Raw genomic sequence first — 17638 nt, 5'->3', positions numbered from 1 at the left:
GGAGAGCGATGCCAAGCTTGATACCACAACCGAAGCAAATTGCATCGAGCGAAGGAGAAGCCTTGCGACTGAATGGCGAGGAAAGATGGGGTCTTTTCATGGAACAGGATGATCCCAGATTGGAAATTCATTGTCGCCGGGCATTTCCGGGGATGGAATATACATGCTCCAGAATAGAAAAGGGTTATTTGTTAATAATCGAAAGTCTCTCAGGGCAGGAAACGCAGCAGGTAGTCGATGAGGAAAATGGAGCCCCTGCCATTCATGAAGTCCTGGGAACACAACAGAAGAGCCCGACCATCCCTAGTTTCAGTTCGTTTACTCAACAAGACAGAACGGATCTGACTGGGTTGGACGGACGTCCACAAGGGTATAAGCTGGAGGTGTCGGCCGGAAGGGCTGAAGTCTACGCACTGGATGCGGCGGGTCTATTTTATGGATTGCAGACATTGGTACAACTGAATGGACCCGATGGGGTTATCCCGGCGGTGTCCATAACCGACTGGCCGGATACACCTATGCGGGCAATGAACTTTGACCTGCGTCAGACGTTCTCGAAGCCGGAACTGTTGACGGATTATTTAGCTGAATTCGCCTGTTATAAGACGAACGCAATTTTGATTGAATACGAGGATAAGTTCCCATTTCAGTCGCATCCCGAGTTCGCACATCCACAGCATGCGTTAAGTCGTTCACAGCTGGAAGAACTAAAGCTGAACGCCCACGAGCACTTTATAGAGATTATTCCGCTCCAGCAGAGCTTTGGACATCTGGAATATGTATTACGCCACGAAGGTTGGCGGCATCTTCGTGAGACAGAGCAGTCTACCGGGGAGATCTGCCCATCGCATCCGGAAACCTTTGGATTGATAACCACCTTACTTGAGGAGATGATCGAGGCTCATCCAGATTCGCGTTATATCCATCTCGGGTGTGACGAGGTCTACAGCCTATGCGAGTGCGAACGCTGCAAAATTGAGTTTGGAGGCGTGCGTGAACGAGCTTTTATCGCCTTTGTGAACCGTCTGATTGCATTTACGGCAGAACGGGGAAAACAGCCGATTTTCTGGCATGACATGCTGGATAAATGCCCGCCAGAGGAACTGGCTAAGCTGGATCAGCGAAGTGTCGCCATGATCTGGATCTACAACGGGCGCAATATCGAAGCGGAAGTTACTTCGCATGCCAATAAATTCAGGGCGCTCGGCATTGAAGTTATGGGGGCGCCAGCAGTCCGCAGCTTTGATTGGGCTGAGCATCAGAATTATCCGGTACTGCTGAACCGGACAGACAACTTGCTTCAGTGGGCAGAGACGGGCGACAAGCTGGATATTGGCTGTGTTGTTGCTACCAACTGGACGGGGCCTTTCAGCCTTGGTGTTCCGTATGGTATTTTCGAAACCACCTGGTACCCCATGCTGCTGCATGCGGATTTGGCCTGGAACCGCAAGGCAGATACCGCAACCTTTATCGACCGATTTCTGGAACGGTTTCATGGCATTGATCCTGTTACCGGACATAACCTTCTCGGCAATTACAGGATGGAGGATTATTATGATGTGATCTGGAAGCTGATGGACGAAGTGTGCGAGCACAAGGAAGAAGCGGAACTGATTGCGATCATGCATAATTTTGAGGTGGCGACAGATCGTTCGCGGGCGATCCATAAGTATGCCTACCGCTGGGAGCTGTATCCCGGAGACGATGCGGAGTGGCGCTCACTCCATAACAATTATACGAGAAACCGCCGTGGACGTGAGGGTGTCCTGCCTCGGATGAAGGCTGCGCTGGAGCGTTACCAGCCCTCTGATATGGCGGAGCATTTTGTGAAATCGAGGTTCTATCTGCATGATTATCTGGAGCGCACGCTCTATCAAGAACTGGGTCTGAACGCAATCCATACACAAACTGATCTGACGGCATTGAGTCTGGAAGACAAAATAGCCCTGATGTGCGTAGTAGGCACACCATCGACTGGGGCCGAGCCGGAGTTTCGCGGCAGAATGGCACAGCACCGATTTGGGGGTATCGGCATCTTCCCCCATAATATTGAGAGCGAGCAGCAGACACATGCGCTACTTGCTGAAGTAAAGAACATAGCTAGAGAGAGTGGTAGTCCTCTGCCTTATTACGTTTCAGTAGATGAAGAGGGTGGAACCCTATCCAAGTTTAAGTCCTTTTTTCCCTACGTCCCTGGCAACAGGGCAGCGGGGTTAAGTGAAGATCCGGAAGCCGCCCGTTTGCTCGGTAAAATCATCGGCAGTGAGCTGCACTCCCTTGGTATTCCCATGAACTGGGCACCAGTGCTAGATGTGAACACGAATATAGATAATCCGGTTGTGGGTGTTCGCTCCTTCGGAGAGGACCCGCAGCTGGTGGCCCAATTCGGCCGCGCCTATATTCAGGGGATGCATGAAGCAGGTGTAGCCGTGACGGCAAAGCATTTTCCCGGCCACGGGCAAGTGAGCGGAGACTCGCATATTGTCCTGCCCGAGTGTGAGCTGACGATTGAACAGTTGATGGAGGGTCCGTTGCTTCCCTTTGTTGAAGCAATTCAAGCCGGTGTGGATTCAATCATGATGGGTCATCTGGTGTTTCCTAACATTCCGGAATCGGGCGGACTTCCGGCCTCACTCAGTCCTTTTTTTGCCACGGAACTGCTGCGGAAGCAGTTGGGCTTTACGGGGGTGATCTGCACGGATGATATCGAAATGGGGGCAATTCGCAAAAATTTCAGCCCGGAAGAGGTAGGGGTTCTGGCCGTTCAGGCGGGGAACGATATGATTCTGATGTGCCATACGCCGGAGTTTCAGAGCCAGGTCATCGCGGGTATTCTGTCAGCTGTACGGGATGGGAGAATCAATGAGGAGCAAATCGACGAGTCGGTTCTTCGTATTCGGCAGCTGTATGACCAATTCCGGCAGTACCAGGCGGCTGCACAGCCGATTCCTAGAGAGCAGTGGGAAGAGGCGGCACTGAAGCTGGCTCGTATGACCGTGAAAGTTAGCCGGGACCCACAGGGCCTGGTGCCACTCAAGGATTCGCTGAAATATTTGCTTATATTGCCGCTGCAGGAGCAGCTGACCCAGGCCGATAATAGTGGTTCTGCGGAGATCAGGTTAGCCTCCCTATTGAGGGATGAAGGCTTGGCTGTGCAGACGTGCTACTGCGCAATGAAGCCGGATGCTGAGCAGATAAACTCCCTGGTACTGCAAGCTGCTGATGCGGATGTCGTTATCCAGGGCACCCTTAATGCCCATCTATTCACAGGCCAGCTGGATCTGGCTGAGGCTTTGGCTGCGGTTAAGCCACTGCTAAATCTGGTGCTGCGCAATCCCTATGATGACACCGCACTGCCACAGACAGCCGCATGCATTCTGCTGTGTTCCACCTCCGATTACTCACTGCGGGCACTGGTGGAGTGCATGACAGCATCAAAGTGACTTTTCAATGATGAGCTGTTCAATAGGGTAATGAAACATATCCAAAAGCACAAAAGCACAAAAGCACAAAAGCACAAAAGCTCAAAAGTTCAAAAGTTCGTATGCATTTGCCAACCTTTATTCTTACAAGCGATCTAGTCTGAAATTCAGAGATAGAGGATGTAAAATCGAAAAGCCCGCTACTTTGCGGGCTTTTGTCAATTTTAAGACTTTGATGTTCTTCCCTAGACAACACGTTCACTTAGCTCCGAATTCCGTCACTCGCTTCTTGTGCAAAGACGTTATTAGGATAATGGGTCATAACCCGTTGGCTAACTAGACTACAACAACGTCGTCTTCTCAAAAAGTTTTATATATCCTCACCTATAGCAATAGTTTATAGCTGCCTTATGACAAGAGGCTTTCTCGACATCAACCATGCTGCAATCAGCAAGGCGAGAGCCACTAATATTCCGGATTCTCCAGTCCATAGCAGAACGTTCTTGCCACTGGAAGATATATCAAAGGCATCCTGAATCACGGCATTCCAACATGCATGGAGGAGAATCGCAGGCCATATGCTGCCCGTTGTTAAGCGCAAGCGGCTGATCAGATAACTGAAAGAGGTCACTGAAATCATAAACAGGATAACCGATAAGGCAGGATATGGACCGGAATAATAATTTGCAAAAAGCATTACGGGAAGGTGCCATACCCCCCAAATAATTCCGCTCGTTAGCACGGGTCTAGGTACACGTGCGTTAATAAGTCGAGTGAGCATATAGCCCCTCCAGCCGAGCTCCTCTCCTGAACTGCTGATTATACCGATTGCTGTACCCGCAAACATTTGAAAAAGTATCGTTCCTGCAAGGACAACACCAGATGGGCCTTCAATGAATGAGTCTGGTGTAACATACTGAACCAGCCCCGTAATCCATGCGATTCCATAAGCAAATAAACCAATGACGACTGGAAAGAGCAAGATGAAGGGCAACGATTTCAGTGTTTGCTTCCCACCAATCCGCAAGGAAATATCCGAGATGCCTTCATGCAGGACTATACGGGCGAAGATGGAGGATAAGCCGGGTGTCCACATGAGGAGCAGACCGAAAATCGGTGCTTTCATGATCAGTACATAACTAAGGATGGAGAGAGGAATGAGCATGGCAAAGAAAACGAGCAGTCCTCGCCTGGCTTTTTGGACCTTTTCCTCTTCTGAACTCGTGCTGGGCATGGTGCTAAAATCTGTTCTCATTGTGATAGCTCCTTTTATCAAAATATGTATATCGCTTTGCAGTATAGCAGTGGATATATCCTAATCAGAACAAACTCAAGCCCAGTCTTTGTCCAAGACCCTAGCCCAGGGAGGACGGGACTAAAGTATAGTGAGGTTTTTTTAAAATTGAAATGAATTTAAGCCATCTGTTAGTCCATTTAATAAAATGTTAACTTCCTTTGCGGCAGCACAAAGAGCACGTTTCCAACGCGCTCTTTATGTTTGTTCTTCTCTGGTTGTCATGGAAATTCTTTTTAATTCCGTTGAAATTTTAATTAAGCGTTCAAATCCGTAATTGCTGGAATATTAATTTCTTTTACACAGGTTGCATTGGACAGGCTGACGATGCATTTTACGATAGAAACCATATCCTGAAGAGGGATGCGTGTACCATTATATTCGGAAAGAGCGCGGTCAATGCCATCTTTATAAGGAACTTCGGCTGCGAGTTCTCCCGGGTTGATACACGTAACCGCGATTCGGTCTTTTCTTGTATGTTCTCTCAAGGCTTCTGTAACCCCACGAATGGCAAATTTGGAGGCCACAAAGGATACCTGAGTACTGTTCGCATTGCTCAGACCCGCAGTCGAGCCAATAAGAATGATTTTGCCTGCTGTTGATTTCCTGAGGTGGGGTAATAAGGCCTGAATGCACACAATAGTGGATGTTACATTCACATGAATCAGATTACTGATGTCGGCGGGGGTGTCCTTATCGAACGTATAGTGGTCCTCGAACCCCTCTTTTTCCCAAATGCCCACATTGTAAATGAGAACATCCAAAGTCTCGTTCTGAAGCGCATCGCAGATCTGTTTGGATGCATGGAGATCAGACAGATCTGCCTGTATCCATATGCGTTCTACGCCATCGTCCAGCTTCAAGTTGTCAGGTTTCGTGCGAGACACGACCCAGACTTTATCGCCTTGCTCGGGCACACCCCTGACAAATGCATCTCCTAATCCTTTGCTAGCACCAAATACAAGATAGTTTTTCAATTCTAGTCACCTTCTTTTCAAAGTGTAGTTCTATGGTTACCAGCTCAAAGAGCAGGCTCTTTATTTTCCAATAGTATAATTTCTTCTCCTTGTTGTTGCCTTAATGCTATATTTTCCCGCCCCCATGTGCACATCACATCCACAATCTTGTTGGCGGTAACTCCATACTCTGTAAGGCTGTATTCGACTTTGGGCGGCATCTGTTGGTAAACATGTCTTCTGACAAGGCCGTCCTTCTCAAGCTCACGTAATTGCTGGATCAGGACCTTTTGCGAGATACCGTCTATACTGCGCTGTAATTCGCCTGTCCTTTTCACGCCAGACATTAATAAACATATGATTAGCGCTTTCCATTTGCCGCCAATAATTTCGAGTGTCGCTTCGATTCCCAGGTTATATTGCTTCATGACATATCACCTCGTTCATGTTACATCTTGTTGATGTGCTATAACTATTTATTTTCTCACAATATGGCTGATGAAGTCCATACACACTTTGAAGTAACCATCTTACTTTCGGGTGTGTATTTTCTTTTTTTCAGGCTTATATGATAATGGCCATATTCGAAAAAGAAGTCTGAAACTGAACCGAGAAAGGAATGTAAATATGAGAACACTCGTCATTCTGGCGCATCCCAATATAGAGGTTTCAAGAGTAAATCAACGCTGGAAAGAGGAGCTGCTGCAACACTCGAGCGAGATTACAATCCATGAGATTTATAAAGCATATCCTGATTGGAACATCGATGTGTCCAGAGAACAGAAGTTACTCGAAGCATATGATCATATTATTTTGCAGTTTCCGTTATATTGGTACAGCTATCCGCCTTTGCTAAAAAAGTGGCTAGATGATGTTTTTACTTATGGATGGGCGTATGGATCAACAGGTAACAAACTGCATGGGAAAAAGATGGGTTTGGCCATGTCCATTGGCGATAAGAAGGAAAATTACACGAGGGAGGGTTCAGTATCTTTTACCGTAGATGAGGTAGTCACGCCTTTCAAAGCCAGCATAAATCATGTTGGCGCCGTAGCCTTACCGTATTTTGCAGTCTTCGGTGCCTCATTCCAAGCAACCGATGAAGAAATTAACCAAAGTGCACAAGATTATATCCGATATATCTATGAGTATCAGAATGAGGTTGGGAATCTATCAATTTAAACAGCAAATGACCTGGATCTTCTTTGCTGATATTTGGGGAAAAGTAGATTTTTAGCCCCTTCTAGATGATGAGCATATTTACGGCTTTTATATCTACTTGGATTACCACTGCCATATTATAAATAGGTATGTCCAAAAGCCCGCTTGGTACGCGGGCTTTGGTCAAAGCTATTCTTCTCCAGTAGCCATGAGATTGTGATCCATCGCTCTAGTTTCCGGTATACAGCCTTGCAGAGTTTATATCCAGTTTGAAGTGATTGAATAATATCTGAAAATCTCTGGACTGATATTTTAACTTGCTAAAATTACGTTGATGTCCTTAATAGTTTGATTTGTTGCTTCATTCGTACTTAATCCGTATTTTGTATAAAATTTTATTCCTTCTATGATTGACGAATTTAAGAATGAATACGACCCGTTATAAAGAAGTTCTAAAGATGCTTGATAAGGTGTAGCGTCGAGAATGACATGTGAATTAAACGTTATGTTAAGATGTGCTCCTTCATTTATTAAATAGGTTCTAACTGCTCCCTTGGTAAAGGCGCCGTTAGCCGTATTTAATAGAGAAAAGGGTGGCATCAAAGGGACTGATTGGTTAGATTCAAAAGTTTGTAACAAATCCATCTCTATCTGACTCTCTATACTTGAAGCATCTGCACCAATAAATTTGTAAAACTTGCTACCATAATTTTTAGTGATCTTTAACATATTTGAATCACTTTTAGATTCTTTTAAAAGGTATGCATAAGTCTCGAGAATAGGGAAATCTCCAAACGATTTTTTGAAAGTTGGATTAAAACTATAGGCTACGTTATATAGGTAATCCTCAAAGGATAAATTTCCAGTAAGATCAAACCTAATCTTATTATAAGCAGTGATTTCATCAAGCCCGAGAGAAGTATAGAGTTGCTTACCAGTCGTAACTACATTCTGTTCGAACTGTCTGTCCAATTCAGCTTCTTTAAGATTCAATGTATAAGTTTTTAACATGTTAAGCTGTTTTTCATTTAGATTGTAGTCAGAAAGACTATAAAGCAAGTAGTTTTCTTTCAGAGAGATATTTACATCACTGTTAAAGGTGAATCTTGGATACTTCGTATGTGGAATCAGTGAAGAAATCCCAAGATAACTGAAGTTATCATTGATATAATGGTTAGGATGCGTTCTGTAGTGAGGTCTGACATAAGTACCGTCTTTTCGATAATATCCGTTTACGTAAACTAAATTTTCTGTATCCGTAGTTCCTGCATAATTCTGTCCTTTGTACAAATTGATTGTGTTTGATAAGCCATAATAATTCTTAGTTTCAGTTTTTTCAGTGTATGTAGGTGTGTAAGAATTGTAACTTGAATTGCTATCTACTGTTCCGCATCCCCTGTAGTATCCACTCACCCTTGTTCCATTCTTCTTTGTATAACCACTTACATATGTGCATTTGGCTTCTGCATAATCTGGAAATAACGAAATAATCGGTATTGAGAGCAGTACTACAGAAAACATAACTAGTAGAATTTTTCTTAACCATTTGTTTATAGACAAATATTATCTCCCCTTAGGACTTTAGTCTGTTTCCAACTTCCTTATAGTACCATTTTATTGGGGGATATGAACTATTTTTTGTGTATTCTGTAGATTACTAAAGAATCATCAAAGGATTCTGGTGAAGTTAGTTTTAAATAGGAAACCTGATTATGAGAACTGAAAAGAAAGGCAGTAGCTATAAGAAGATACACCAGATTCTCCTCATAACTAATTTATTCACTCCAGTTGCCCTCACATGTTATATCGCCTGAGTATCATAAGGCCTATGTTACAATAGGGTGAAAAAGGAGGAGTCATTATTGATTAAACAAAAAATTGTGATTATTGGCGCAGGGATTGTGGGGGCATCCATGGCCTATCATCTGGCCAAACGAAATCAAGATGTAACCGTTATTGAACGACATCCTGCAGCGGCGCGTGAAGTCACGGAAAAATCGTTTGCCTGGATACATACTACTCATAGGGTGGCTCCCGATTACTGGCATTTGTACGATGCATCTTTGGAAGAATATCATACGCTTCAGCAAGAGTTACCCGAACTGAAAATTCATTGGCATGGAGCGCTAACTTGGGACACTCCACCCCTAAGGGAGCAACCCCACTTTCAAAAATTAAACCGGGAGCAGCTTGAGGCATTGGAGCCGAATCTGCTGGACTATCCGGACGAAGCGATGTATGTCAGCGAAGAAGGTGCGGTAGACCCCATAGAGATAACGGAGCTGTTGTTGAACAAAGCGAGGGAGTACGGAGCAAAGGTTCAGTTCGATACCAACGTTACACAGCTTCAGCAAGAAGGTTCCCGCTTGGTCGGCGTGCATACGTCCAACGGTTTTCTGGAGTCGGATGTCGTAGTATTGGCCGCAGGTGCAGGCGTTCCCGAACTTTGCAACCCGTTAGGTTGTCCTGTGCCGGTTACGTCGTCGCCTTCCATTCTGATTCGGATGAAATCGACGAATAAATTGATACATACATTAATCTCAAATGCTCAATTTGAAGCGCGTCAACTGACAGAATATACGCTGCTGGCTGCGGAAGATTATATCGACGAGTCGGAGGAAAACGGACCAGAGGCGGTTGGTAAGCGAGCGTTCGACACGTTGCGTCGCAGTCTGAAAGATGGGAATCAACTGGAACTGGAAAGCATAAAGGTCGGGTTGAGACCAATGCCTGAAGACGGCTATCCGATTGTGGGTTTCCAAGATCACGTAAAGGGACTTTATCTAACCGTGATGCATTCTGCAATTACGCTGGCGCCACTGATTGCACGTCTGGCTGCAAGTGAAATCATCGATCGGGAATCAAGAAGTGAATTAGACCCTTGTCGACTCTCCCGATTTTAGTACTATACGAAAAATAAAAGAGTACATCGCCACATGACAGATGTACTCTATATTACATACTATATATTTGCTTAATTCTGCTATTCCTCCTCCGTCGCCACAGGATCCCCCTCATAACTAATCCGTTCGCTCCAGCTCTCGGAATACAACTCCATGTTCGTAAACCCTGCCATTTAACCTCTTTGTAGTTGATTGAAAAGCACTTCATTCGGAAAGGAGATATCATTCTATGAACTATTATTTTCTGGAATCTCAATATCCACGTAGAGGTTTTATTAGTGGCGGAACGACCTTCACTCCCGAATTAGATATGAATTATTTGGCCATAGAGAATCCGCTGCCAGAGGGGACAACGGCAGATGTTGAGTTACTGTCTACGGTGCGCAACCTGAATGTAGATTATTTTGAGACGATCACAGGAACGAGACACGTATCAGATCGTTTTAAAACGCTGTTGGAGGAAACTAAAACAAACACACAGTTTATTCCGACAAGTGTGTGTTACCACGACGGTCGTTCGGTTAAAAAAAAAAAATGGCTTGCACATCAGCTTGATCGTTTGGATGTTTTCGATTATGAACGTTCGGAATATGGGCGCAAAACGGTCATTGCTGCATCTGTACAACAGCCTCCACGTAAGATCGTCAAAGTTGTAGCTCGAATCTGCCTTCATGAAGAGCGAATTGGCGAGCATGAATTTTTTATGCTGGATTATATAAATATCTTCAAACCCATTATTTCAAAAGATTTTTACGAGGTATGCCGAAAACATAAACTGAATCTGAACGTTACAGAAGTCGGAAATGTAAGTATCTAAAATTCTACATGGATGAAAGCACAAAGAAGCCCGCGTTTGACGTGGGCTCTTAATCTTTATTTTTCCCCGGTAGCCACCGGATTCCCTTCATAACTAATCCAGTCCGACCAACTTCCGGAATACAACTTCACATTCGAATATCCCGCTTCTTCCAGCGCAATTACATTCGGGCAAGCGGAGACACCGGAACCGCAATACACGATAATTGCACCATCCTTGTCCAGCTTGCTGAAACGCTCCTCTAACACCCCAGTATCTGTCCAACGTCCATCCCAATCCAACACATCTTTCCAAAAATAATTCACCGCACCTGGAATATGTCCAGCCTTAGCGTCGATGGGTTCCTCCAGACCAGCGTAGCGGCGGGCATCGCGGGAGTCGATCAGTACAGCTGAGCCGTCAGCAGAGGCTTGCTGTACATCCTCAACACTCGCCAATAGCTCTGGCTGCACATTCACCTCAAACGAAGCCGGGATCTGAACCGGCACATCCGCTGTCACTGGAAACCTGGCATTCTTCCAGGCAGAGAAGCCTTCGTCCATGATATACACCTGTTCATGTCCCAGGTAACGAAGTAACCACCACAACCGCGATGCGTTCATACCACCTTGGTCATCGTAGGCAATAATACGTGCATTCGAGCCGATGCCAGCTTTGGAGAGACGACTTGCCAGTTCAGTCGGATCTGGAAGCGGGTGACGCCCTCCGTGCGTAGATACAGGAGCGGACAGATCCTTTTCCAAATCGAGATAAACGGCACCTGGAATATGTCCAGCCTCGTAAGCTTGTCTTCCGGCATCCGGTTGACCGAGCAGGAATCGGCAATCAGCAATGACGACATCTGGTTCATACATTCTGGCGAGCAGCCAGCGCATGGATACAATATTTTTCATGAAAACACACCGCCTTATATGTAATGGGATGAATTCAACCGGAATCTGCATGACGCATGTCCCAGTTGTTTATTTAAAAATATCTGAATACAAATGCAAGTTACACCGCTGTAGGTTCGACTGGTCCTTTTCCAGCTACAGGAGCATCTGAGGGGATGGGCTGTGGTTTGGTTTTGCCATATCGAATGAAGATCCATACCCCGAAAATAATGACAACCCCGGCAGACAACTGAAGCCCATTGAGGGATTCACCGAGTAGCATCCAGGCCAGTAGAGAGGAAAATACAGGTTCCCCCAGTACCCCCATCGATACCGTTGTAGCATTCATATACTGAAGCAGCCAGTTGAAGAGATAATGTCCAAAGATTGTTGGCACGATTGCGAGCAATAGGAAAATTCCCCACTCGGAAGCCGCATAACCACCAAATGGGTGACCATTAACCAGATTATATACCGCAAGCGTACAGGCAGCTACGAAAAATACCCAGAAGTTATAGGAGAATGCACTCAGTCCGGCACGTAAAAACTGTCCTAGCAGCATGTGTACCGCCACAGCGATCGTTCCGAGTAAAGAAAGAATATCCCCTCGCAGCGCTGTGCCTACCAACTGGAAATCTCCCGCTCCAATAGCGATCGATCCAAGCAGGGCAACGCCCATACCGATGATCATCATACGGTTGATTTTGGCTTTGAACAGCCAGACGGAACCCGCAAGAATTAATATAGGCTCCAAAGCGAGAATGACCGTTGAACTAGCTACACTCGTGAGCCTAAGCGATCCCATCCAGAGCAGGAAGTGCAGCGCCAGCATCACGCCGGATGCGAGAAGTAAAGCCCACTGTCTGAAGTTTAAACGCATCATCTCATGCCGGTATTTCCAGACAAAAGGCAGCATTAGCAGATTGGTGAGGAACAATCGGTACATCGCAATGACGGCGACGTCCGCTGTGGACCAACGTACAAAGATGGAAGAAAACGAAATGGCAATAATGCCGACAAAGAATAGCAGATAGATCGACCTGCCGGCACGGTTCAAGCTAGTCATGGATGTAGCTCCTTCTTGAAGTCAAATGGCGTAAATCAATTTATTATACAGGAGAATGCATCTGCAGGAAAAGTATAAGAGAAGAAATAGATAAGTAGATTGTAACCGGGCTTGTAACTATTCTGTCATTCTCCAGGACCATTTTTCTATTAATCTTCTATATAGAGACATGAAACGATATAATGTACCAATAATCGGGAAAAAATGAAAGTAAGGAAGTGGCCTGGAAGTGAGAGTTCAACAACAGAGAGCGGGAGAGAGTGGCGGCATTCCGCATAGAACAAGCCGAACCAAGACGCATGGAAGAAGAAAAATCCGGTATGGGAGACTGAGTGCTGCGCTGGCGCTTCTGGCACTGCTCATTATCGGTTTAACATATGCATTCATTGGCATGACGCACTGGATCAAGGATTATGTAGCACCTCCGCCAGTAGCTGCGATTGAACAGCCAACCAAGCTTGGCATGATTGAAATGACACCGGAGTCCAAAGAGGAACCTGCGCGGTTCCAGGGTCAGGTGCGCAAGCTGGCATACATAACGTTTGATGATGGACCAAGTGTATATACCGATCAACTGCTGGATATTTTGAAGCAGCATGAGGCAAAGGCAACCTTTTTCATGATTGGACGTCAGTTGAATCAACACAAGGAAGCAGTGGAGCGGCTTGTCAAAGAGGGCAGTTATCCTGGGCTTCACAGCATGACACATAACTATAACAAATTGTATAAGAGCGGAAGCTCCTCTAACTTTGTGAAGGAGTTCAAGAAGGAGCAGAAGATGGTCAAGGATCTGATCGGTTTTACGCCGCATCTGATTCGTGCTCCGTATGGCAGTAGCCCACAGATCGGAGATGACTTCAGGGGCGACATTGCTGCGGCCGGATTCAAACTGTGGGATTGGACCACCGACTCCCTCGACTGGAATCTTCCAGGTCAGCCGGACAAAATCGTGGAGCGGGTTAGCAGCAGTGTGCATCGGGATAAGGAAGTGATTCTGATGCATGAGCGCGAGCAAACGGTACAGGCACTGCCACGCATTTTGAAGCTGCTTGAAGATCGGGGTTATGAGTTTGAGGTCTACGATCCGAATGCTCATTGGGTATCCAATTTTAGCGCAGACACCCGCTTGTAAGAATAACAACATAGCAGTTGCAAGAGAGGAGGCACCCCGAGGTGCTTAGAAGAAAAAAGATAGCTCTGGCCGGGGTCAGCATATTGCTGGCTCTGCTTGTCAGTGCTTGCGGAAAGCCGCAGGAACCTGCGGCAAATCAAGTTAATCAACTAATTCTTACCGATCAGGAGATGAACCAGAGCCTGAAGGAACTTGTTCATCATGAACGGGAAGACATGGAATTATACGGATCGATACTGAGTAAAGGAAAGAACAAAAACAGTAATCTGGAGGCCTTGCTCGATCAGGCAGACGGACATATTGCCGAGCGAAGAACACTGCTGGAACAAGCTGAAGCGGTGATGAGCCGGACTAAAGAACAGATGGAAGAGCTGCGAACTTCGTTGGATCAATTATCCTTTGAAAAGGAAGAGAACCTGGCTCAAGCCCACACGGTATTGGATCAGTATGAGCAAAGAGCTGCGTCATTTGAAGCGTTTGTTGCCTCCTACAGGCAGAGCCTTGATGCGGACGAGCAGTTATATGGATTGATGAGAGGCAGTGTGGAGCCCAATCTGGTCAAAATCAAACGTGCGATTCGGGAACGGAACAGCCAATATGCCAAAGTTGCCGAGTTAAGACAGCAGTTTAACAAGCAGACAAAAGCTTTTAACGGAGCCAACGCGAAACTTGTGCAAATGGAGCAAGCTGGCTGACTATTCATGGTGTCAAAGGAGCATTGAACACTTTCGATGATTGAGCGACGGGTCAGCCGTGTAAGTAATACTAAGCTGTCAAGTTAACAAGTCAGGCAACATGGACAAACATCATTGCGTATAAGCTAACGGAGGTGTTCATATGCGAAATACTATGAATATTAGTGCATCATTACTTGTTTTGGTTATGGGATTCTCGCTTGTGGCCTGCGGCAATAGTAGCCCTACTGCTAAGCCACCCGCGAATAATACAGAAGAACAGACACCGGCACCAGGGAAGCAGCCTGAGGAAAGTGCTGTGATTGAAGCGGAAGGCATTTTGACCGGATGGGCAGATCCGCACACGGTTGAAATTCGTGTGAAAGAGGAACCGATGTCTTTCCAGGTGGGTGAAGATCTGCAGAAATCTTTGGATGACATTGACGATGAAGATTCCGTTCAATTCAAATATGTAGAGAAAGCCATTCAAGGCGATACAACGATTAAACAGCTGGTGCTTACGGAAATCGCCAAGGTCGAGTCCAATGATGGTAACGGTACGAATGCAGGTGGTAATGTTACATCTGATCGTGCCAAAACATCCGAGCTGGAAGTGACCGTGGAAGGCATGACCGAAAAGCGCCCGGTTACACTGGCTCAAGGCAAAGGGTATTCATTATATGTGTTTGAACCAATGGTTTACGATGCGGATGATCATGAATTGACCATGAAGATTGATCCGGATTACGAGGTAGAGATTGACAAGCTGCCTTCGGATTATAACCTGAAGGAACTGAAAGTGGATGCGAAGAAAGAGCTGTCAGAAACCGGAGCGGTCAAGCAATTAAGTGAGGAAAAGCTTAGCAACGGCCCGATGAAAGAGGCAAAATTGTTCATGATGTCTCAAAACAATAAGAAAACAGAGTATTTCATCGTAAAAGAGCTGGATGGCAATGGCTTCGCTTTCCATATCCATGCACCGGTTGGCGAACCTTCAGAGGGCTTCCTGCCTATGGTTTATGCCTCCATCAATTCCATCATGAACGAGTAAGCGTGCTTCGATATTAAATAGGTATGTCGTGAATTTGAAAAAGCCGGAAGGAACGATGCGATAAGCATAGGTTCCTCCCGGCTTTTTGTTCGTATGTCTATTCAGTTTGCGGGATTAAACCCATTGACCTATTGTTAATCAGGTTAAGATGGTTGATTCCTGTCGCCCTTTGAGCTCTTCATAACGGGCAACGGCATGCTGATGAACGGGATGTTCGTCGGGAATTCCCATGCGCTCACGAATGAAGGCAGAGACGCCATCTTCGCGAATCAGGTGTTGGAGCTTTATGGCTTCCTCGTCATGTTCATGATTGAACAGCATCGCGGCTGCCATAGCGGAAGTTAAATGAGGAATTTCAATTCCGAATTCGCTGGCCTGCATCGCTGGGCGAACAAGCCGGTCGTAAGGCGATAACTTGCGAAGGGGCGAACGTCCGACCCGTGTTACCTGATCCGTCAGGTTCGGATTGGCAAAACGTTCGAGAATCGTATCGATATATTTGCTGTGTTTCTGTGGATTAAAACCGTGCTTGGCGATGAGCATGGCTCCGGTTTCTTCCATCACTTTGCGTACCTTGGCACGAAGAGGTGCATGACTCATAGCTTGCCGGATCGTCTTAAATCCTTCAAGATATCCGAAGTATGCGGCAACGCAGTGACCGGTATTTACCGTAAACATTTTGCGCTCAATATAAGGTTCAAGAGAGTCCACGTAGTGCACACCTTCAATTTCCTTAAATCCTTCCAGCAGTGCAGGGCGATGAACCACCCATTCATAGAAAGGCTCAACGGTAACTTGCAGCGGGTCTTTATGATCCTGAGCGGGGACGATGCGGTCAACCGCTGCATTGGGGAATGAGACATAAAGTTCTGCTTTTTCACGGGTTTCTACATCCAGAAACGGATATACCCGTTTTTTCAGCCGAGTGCTGCCTCCGATGGCATTTTCGCAAGCGATAATATGAAGTGGTGCAGAATTATTATTTTTCATACGCAGATAGATGCCTTTGGCGATGGGTTCAGCGATATCTTCCAGCGCCGATACACCGACGGCTGTTGTGATCAGATCTGCTGAAGCAATCACTTCAGCAACGCGATCCTGTTCACCGACATTAATGGCGGTTACGTTATTTACAATCGTTGTATCCTGATCCGCATTTGCGAGGGTAATGGGATACTCCTGCCTCTTTTGAAGCATGGCGATTTTCTTCGGGTTACGTGCGACAAAGCAGACTTCATAATCGGAAGCGGACAACATATGACCGATAAATCCGCGGCCAATATTGCCCGCACCAAAATGTACAGCTTTCATGTGTGAACTCCCCCTTTAAAGTTTGAAATGCGAAATTCGTTCAGTCTTTAGACCGTAGTGACGAGTGGTTTCGAAATCAAATCGTTAAATTCGAGGTCGGTCAGGCATGACAGCCGTTGGTGAGGCATATCGAAATCAAGTGTCCCGGTAATGGTATTCGAGATGACTACGCAGTGAATACCAGCCGCAGCAGCTGCACGCGCGCCGTTAGGTGAATCCTCAATCGCTACGGCTTCGTCTGCAGTTACTCCAAGGGCTTCAAGTGTTTGATTGTACAGTGCAGGATCAGGCTTCACATGGGCAACATCATCTGCGGTGCGAATGACTTCAAAGTAATCCTTCAGCTTGAGCTGCTCCAGATGCTGTTCAACCCACTCTCGTTTGGAGCTTGAAGCGACAGCAAGTTTCAATCCAGCTTTGCGTGCAGCTTCAAGGTAGTTCTGGATACCGGGTCTTACCTGTTCTTTGTTCATTAATGCTGCATGATGCAACTGAACGGATTCCCTGAACGCTTCCCGATCGATCGGAAGATTCAAATCTGTGATGAGGTACTCATAAGGATTAAATGTTTTCAGACTGGTACCGATGCATTGCGAGTACATCTCCAGGGTTAAGTCTACGCCGTGTTCCTTGTAGGCATCACGAAAAGCAACATACCATGCTGTCTCCGTATCAATAATCGTTCCATCGAAATCAAAAATCAGTGCCTTAATCATAAATTTGTTCCTCCTGTTTCAGAATTAGTTTTGGGATAAAGCTAAATGAATTTCTCTGCAAATACACACCGTAATCTTTTAACTTGCGGTACATTAGTTGACGTGAAAGCGAAGTTATAAATATTAATTTGGGAAAAAACAGGTGTATAAGCTAATAAAACCGTAACATAGGACAAACAAAAGGGTCAAGCGCGTTATGATTGTTCACATGGAAGATTTGCACATGGATGATGTGTTTTCAGAAAATTGTAAAAGTGGAAAAA

At 45.8% G+C, this 17638-nt stretch carries 15 protein-coding genes; 7 read left to right on the top strand and 8 right to left on the bottom strand.

Annotated elements, in window-relative coordinates; genetic code table 11:
* The first annotated feature begins 8 nt into the window (after positions 1-8).
* A complete protein-coding gene (gene nagZ / locus AC4PM4_RS13330; protein WP_491613792.1) occupies positions 9-3443 on the top strand; it encodes a beta-N-acetylhexosaminidase in 3435 nt (1144 codons plus the stop codon).
* Between the two features lie 376 nt (positions 3444-3819).
* Here nagZ and AC4PM4_RS13325 read toward each other — a convergent pair whose 3' ends face one another.
* From AC4PM4_RS13325 to AC4PM4_RS13315, 3 genes are all read right to left on the bottom strand, one after another.
* Positions 3820-4677, bottom strand: a complete 858-nt coding sequence (locus tag AC4PM4_RS13325; RefSeq protein ID WP_491613790.1) for a CPBP family glutamic-type intramembrane protease — start codon at positions 4675-4677, stop codon at positions 3820-3822.
* Positions 4678-4973: 296 nt separating this feature from the next.
* Positions 4974-5693 (bottom strand): SDR family NAD(P)-dependent oxidoreductase, encoded by a 720-nt coding sequence (locus AC4PM4_RS13320; RefSeq protein ID WP_491613788.1) that lies wholly within the window; start codon positions 5691-5693, stop codon positions 4974-4976.
* Positions 5694-5737: 44 nt separating this feature from the next.
* The gene (locus AC4PM4_RS13315; RefSeq protein WP_063565429.1) at positions 5738-6100 is read right to left on the bottom strand and encodes a winged helix-turn-helix transcriptional regulator; all 363 of its coding nucleotides are present in this window, start codon (positions 6098-6100) and stop codon (positions 5738-5740) included.
* Between the two features lie 199 nt (positions 6101-6299).
* Between AC4PM4_RS13315 and AC4PM4_RS13310 the strand changes: the two genes are divergently transcribed.
* A complete protein-coding gene (locus AC4PM4_RS13310; protein ID WP_491613785.1) occupies positions 6300-6854 on the top strand; it encodes an NAD(P)H-dependent oxidoreductase in 555 nt (184 codons plus the stop codon).
* 291 nt (positions 6855-7145) lie between these two features.
* Here the strand turns inward: AC4PM4_RS13310 and AC4PM4_RS13305 are convergent, their stop codons facing one another.
* Positions 7146-8393 carry a hypothetical protein gene (locus AC4PM4_RS13305; RefSeq protein WP_079696267.1) on the bottom strand — a complete coding sequence of 416 codons (1248 nt, stop codon included), beginning with the start codon at positions 8391-8393 and terminating at the stop codon, positions 7146-7148.
* Between the two features lie 302 nt (positions 8394-8695).
* Here AC4PM4_RS13305 and AC4PM4_RS13300 point away from each other — a divergent pair, with 302 nt between their 5' ends.
* Positions 8696-9736 carry an NAD(P)/FAD-dependent oxidoreductase gene (locus AC4PM4_RS13300; protein ID WP_491613783.1) on the top strand — a complete coding sequence of 347 codons (1041 nt, stop codon included), beginning with the start codon at positions 8696-8698 and terminating at the stop codon, positions 9734-9736.
* Between the two features lie 229 nt (positions 9737-9965).
* On the top strand, positions 9966-10553 hold the full coding sequence (locus AC4PM4_RS13295) for an imm11 family protein (RefSeq protein ID WP_491613781.1): 588 nt from the start codon (positions 9966-9968) through the stop codon (positions 10551-10553).
* Between the two features lie 56 nt (positions 10554-10609).
* Here AC4PM4_RS13295 and AC4PM4_RS13290 read toward each other — a convergent pair whose 3' ends face one another.
* Both AC4PM4_RS13290 and AC4PM4_RS13285 read right to left on the bottom strand, forming a co-directional pair.
* The gene (locus AC4PM4_RS13290) at positions 10610-11446 is read right to left on the bottom strand and encodes a sulfurtransferase (protein WP_491613780.1); all 837 of its coding nucleotides are present in this window, start codon (positions 11444-11446) and stop codon (positions 10610-10612) included.
* Positions 11447-11546: 100 nt separating this feature from the next.
* The gene (locus tag AC4PM4_RS13285; RefSeq protein ID WP_491613779.1) at positions 11547-12491 is read right to left on the bottom strand and encodes a DMT family transporter; all 945 of its coding nucleotides are present in this window, start codon (positions 12489-12491) and stop codon (positions 11547-11549) included.
* 229 nt (positions 12492-12720) lie between these two features.
* On the opposite strand from AC4PM4_RS13285, the gene AC4PM4_RS13280 reads away from it, so the two are divergent.
* The 3 genes from AC4PM4_RS13280 to AC4PM4_RS13270 all read left to right on the top strand — a co-directional run bounded on the left by AC4PM4_RS13280 (position 12721) and on the right by AC4PM4_RS13270 (position 15348).
* Positions 12721-13623 (top strand): polysaccharide deacetylase family protein, encoded by a 903-nt coding sequence (locus tag AC4PM4_RS13280; RefSeq protein ID WP_274567954.1) that lies wholly within the window; start codon positions 12721-12723, stop codon positions 13621-13623.
* A 41-nt stretch (positions 13624-13664) separates the two neighbouring features.
* Positions 13665-14318, top strand: a complete 654-nt coding sequence (locus tag AC4PM4_RS13275) for a YkyA family protein (protein WP_063565438.1) — start codon at positions 13665-13667, stop codon at positions 14316-14318.
* 142 nt (positions 14319-14460) lie between these two features.
* Positions 14461-15348: a DUF8580 domain-containing lipoprotein gene (locus AC4PM4_RS13270; RefSeq protein ID WP_491613778.1), complete on the top strand. Its 888-nt coding sequence runs from the start codon at positions 14461-14463 to the stop codon at positions 15346-15348.
* 138 nt (positions 15349-15486) lie between these two features.
* Here AC4PM4_RS13270 and AC4PM4_RS13265 read toward each other — a convergent pair whose 3' ends face one another.
* Together AC4PM4_RS13265 and AC4PM4_RS13260 are read right to left on the bottom strand one after the other, a co-directional pair.
* On the bottom strand, positions 15487-16659 hold the full coding sequence (locus AC4PM4_RS13265) for a mannitol-1-phosphate 5-dehydrogenase (protein WP_491613777.1): 1173 nt from the start codon (positions 16657-16659) through the stop codon (positions 15487-15489).
* 47 nt (positions 16660-16706) lie between these two features.
* Positions 16707-17375, bottom strand: coding sequence for an HAD family hydrolase (locus AC4PM4_RS13260; RefSeq protein ID WP_491613776.1), 669 nt, complete (start codon positions 17373-17375; stop codon positions 16707-16709).
* Between the last annotated feature and the right edge of the window lie 263 nt (positions 17376-17638).

The organism is Paenibacillus sp. MDV22-iso6, from assembly GCF_058408365.1.
Note: the sequence above shows the minus strand (reverse complement) of the source record. Positions and strands in the feature narration are given on the sequence as shown.

Coding starts and splice junctions, on each gene's coding strand:
- AC4PM4_RS13290 (WP_491613780.1), bottom strand. CDS start 11,446: ATGAAAAATATTGTATCCATGCGCTGGCTGCTCGCCAGAATGTATGAA.
- nagZ (WP_491613792.1), top strand. CDS start 9: ATGCCAAGCTTGATACCACAACCGAAGCAAATTGCATCGAGCGAAGGA.
- AC4PM4_RS13270 (WP_491613778.1), top strand. CDS start 14,461: ATGCGAAATACTATGAATATTAGTGCATCATTACTTGTTTTGGTTATG.
- AC4PM4_RS13315 (WP_063565429.1), bottom strand. CDS start 6,100: ATGAAGCAATATAACCTGGGAATCGAAGCGACACTCGAAATTATTGGC.
- AC4PM4_RS13265 (WP_491613777.1), bottom strand. CDS start 16,659: ATGAAAGCTGTACATTTTGGTGCGGGCAATATTGGCCGCGGATTTATC.
- AC4PM4_RS13295 (WP_491613781.1), top strand. CDS start 9,966: ATGAACTATTATTTTCTGGAATCTCAATATCCACGTAGAGGTTTTATT.
- AC4PM4_RS13285 (WP_491613779.1), bottom strand. CDS start 12,491: ATGACTAGCTTGAACCGTGCCGGCAGGTCGATCTATCTGCTATTCTTT.
- AC4PM4_RS13310 (WP_491613785.1), top strand. CDS start 6,300: ATGAGAACACTCGTCATTCTGGCGCATCCCAATATAGAGGTTTCAAGA.
- AC4PM4_RS13325 (WP_491613790.1), bottom strand. CDS start 4,677: ATGAGAACAGATTTTAGCACCATGCCCAGCACGAGTTCAGAAGAGGAA.
- AC4PM4_RS13260 (WP_491613776.1), bottom strand. CDS start 17,375: ATGATTAAGGCACTGATTTTTGATTTCGATGGAACGATTATTGATACG.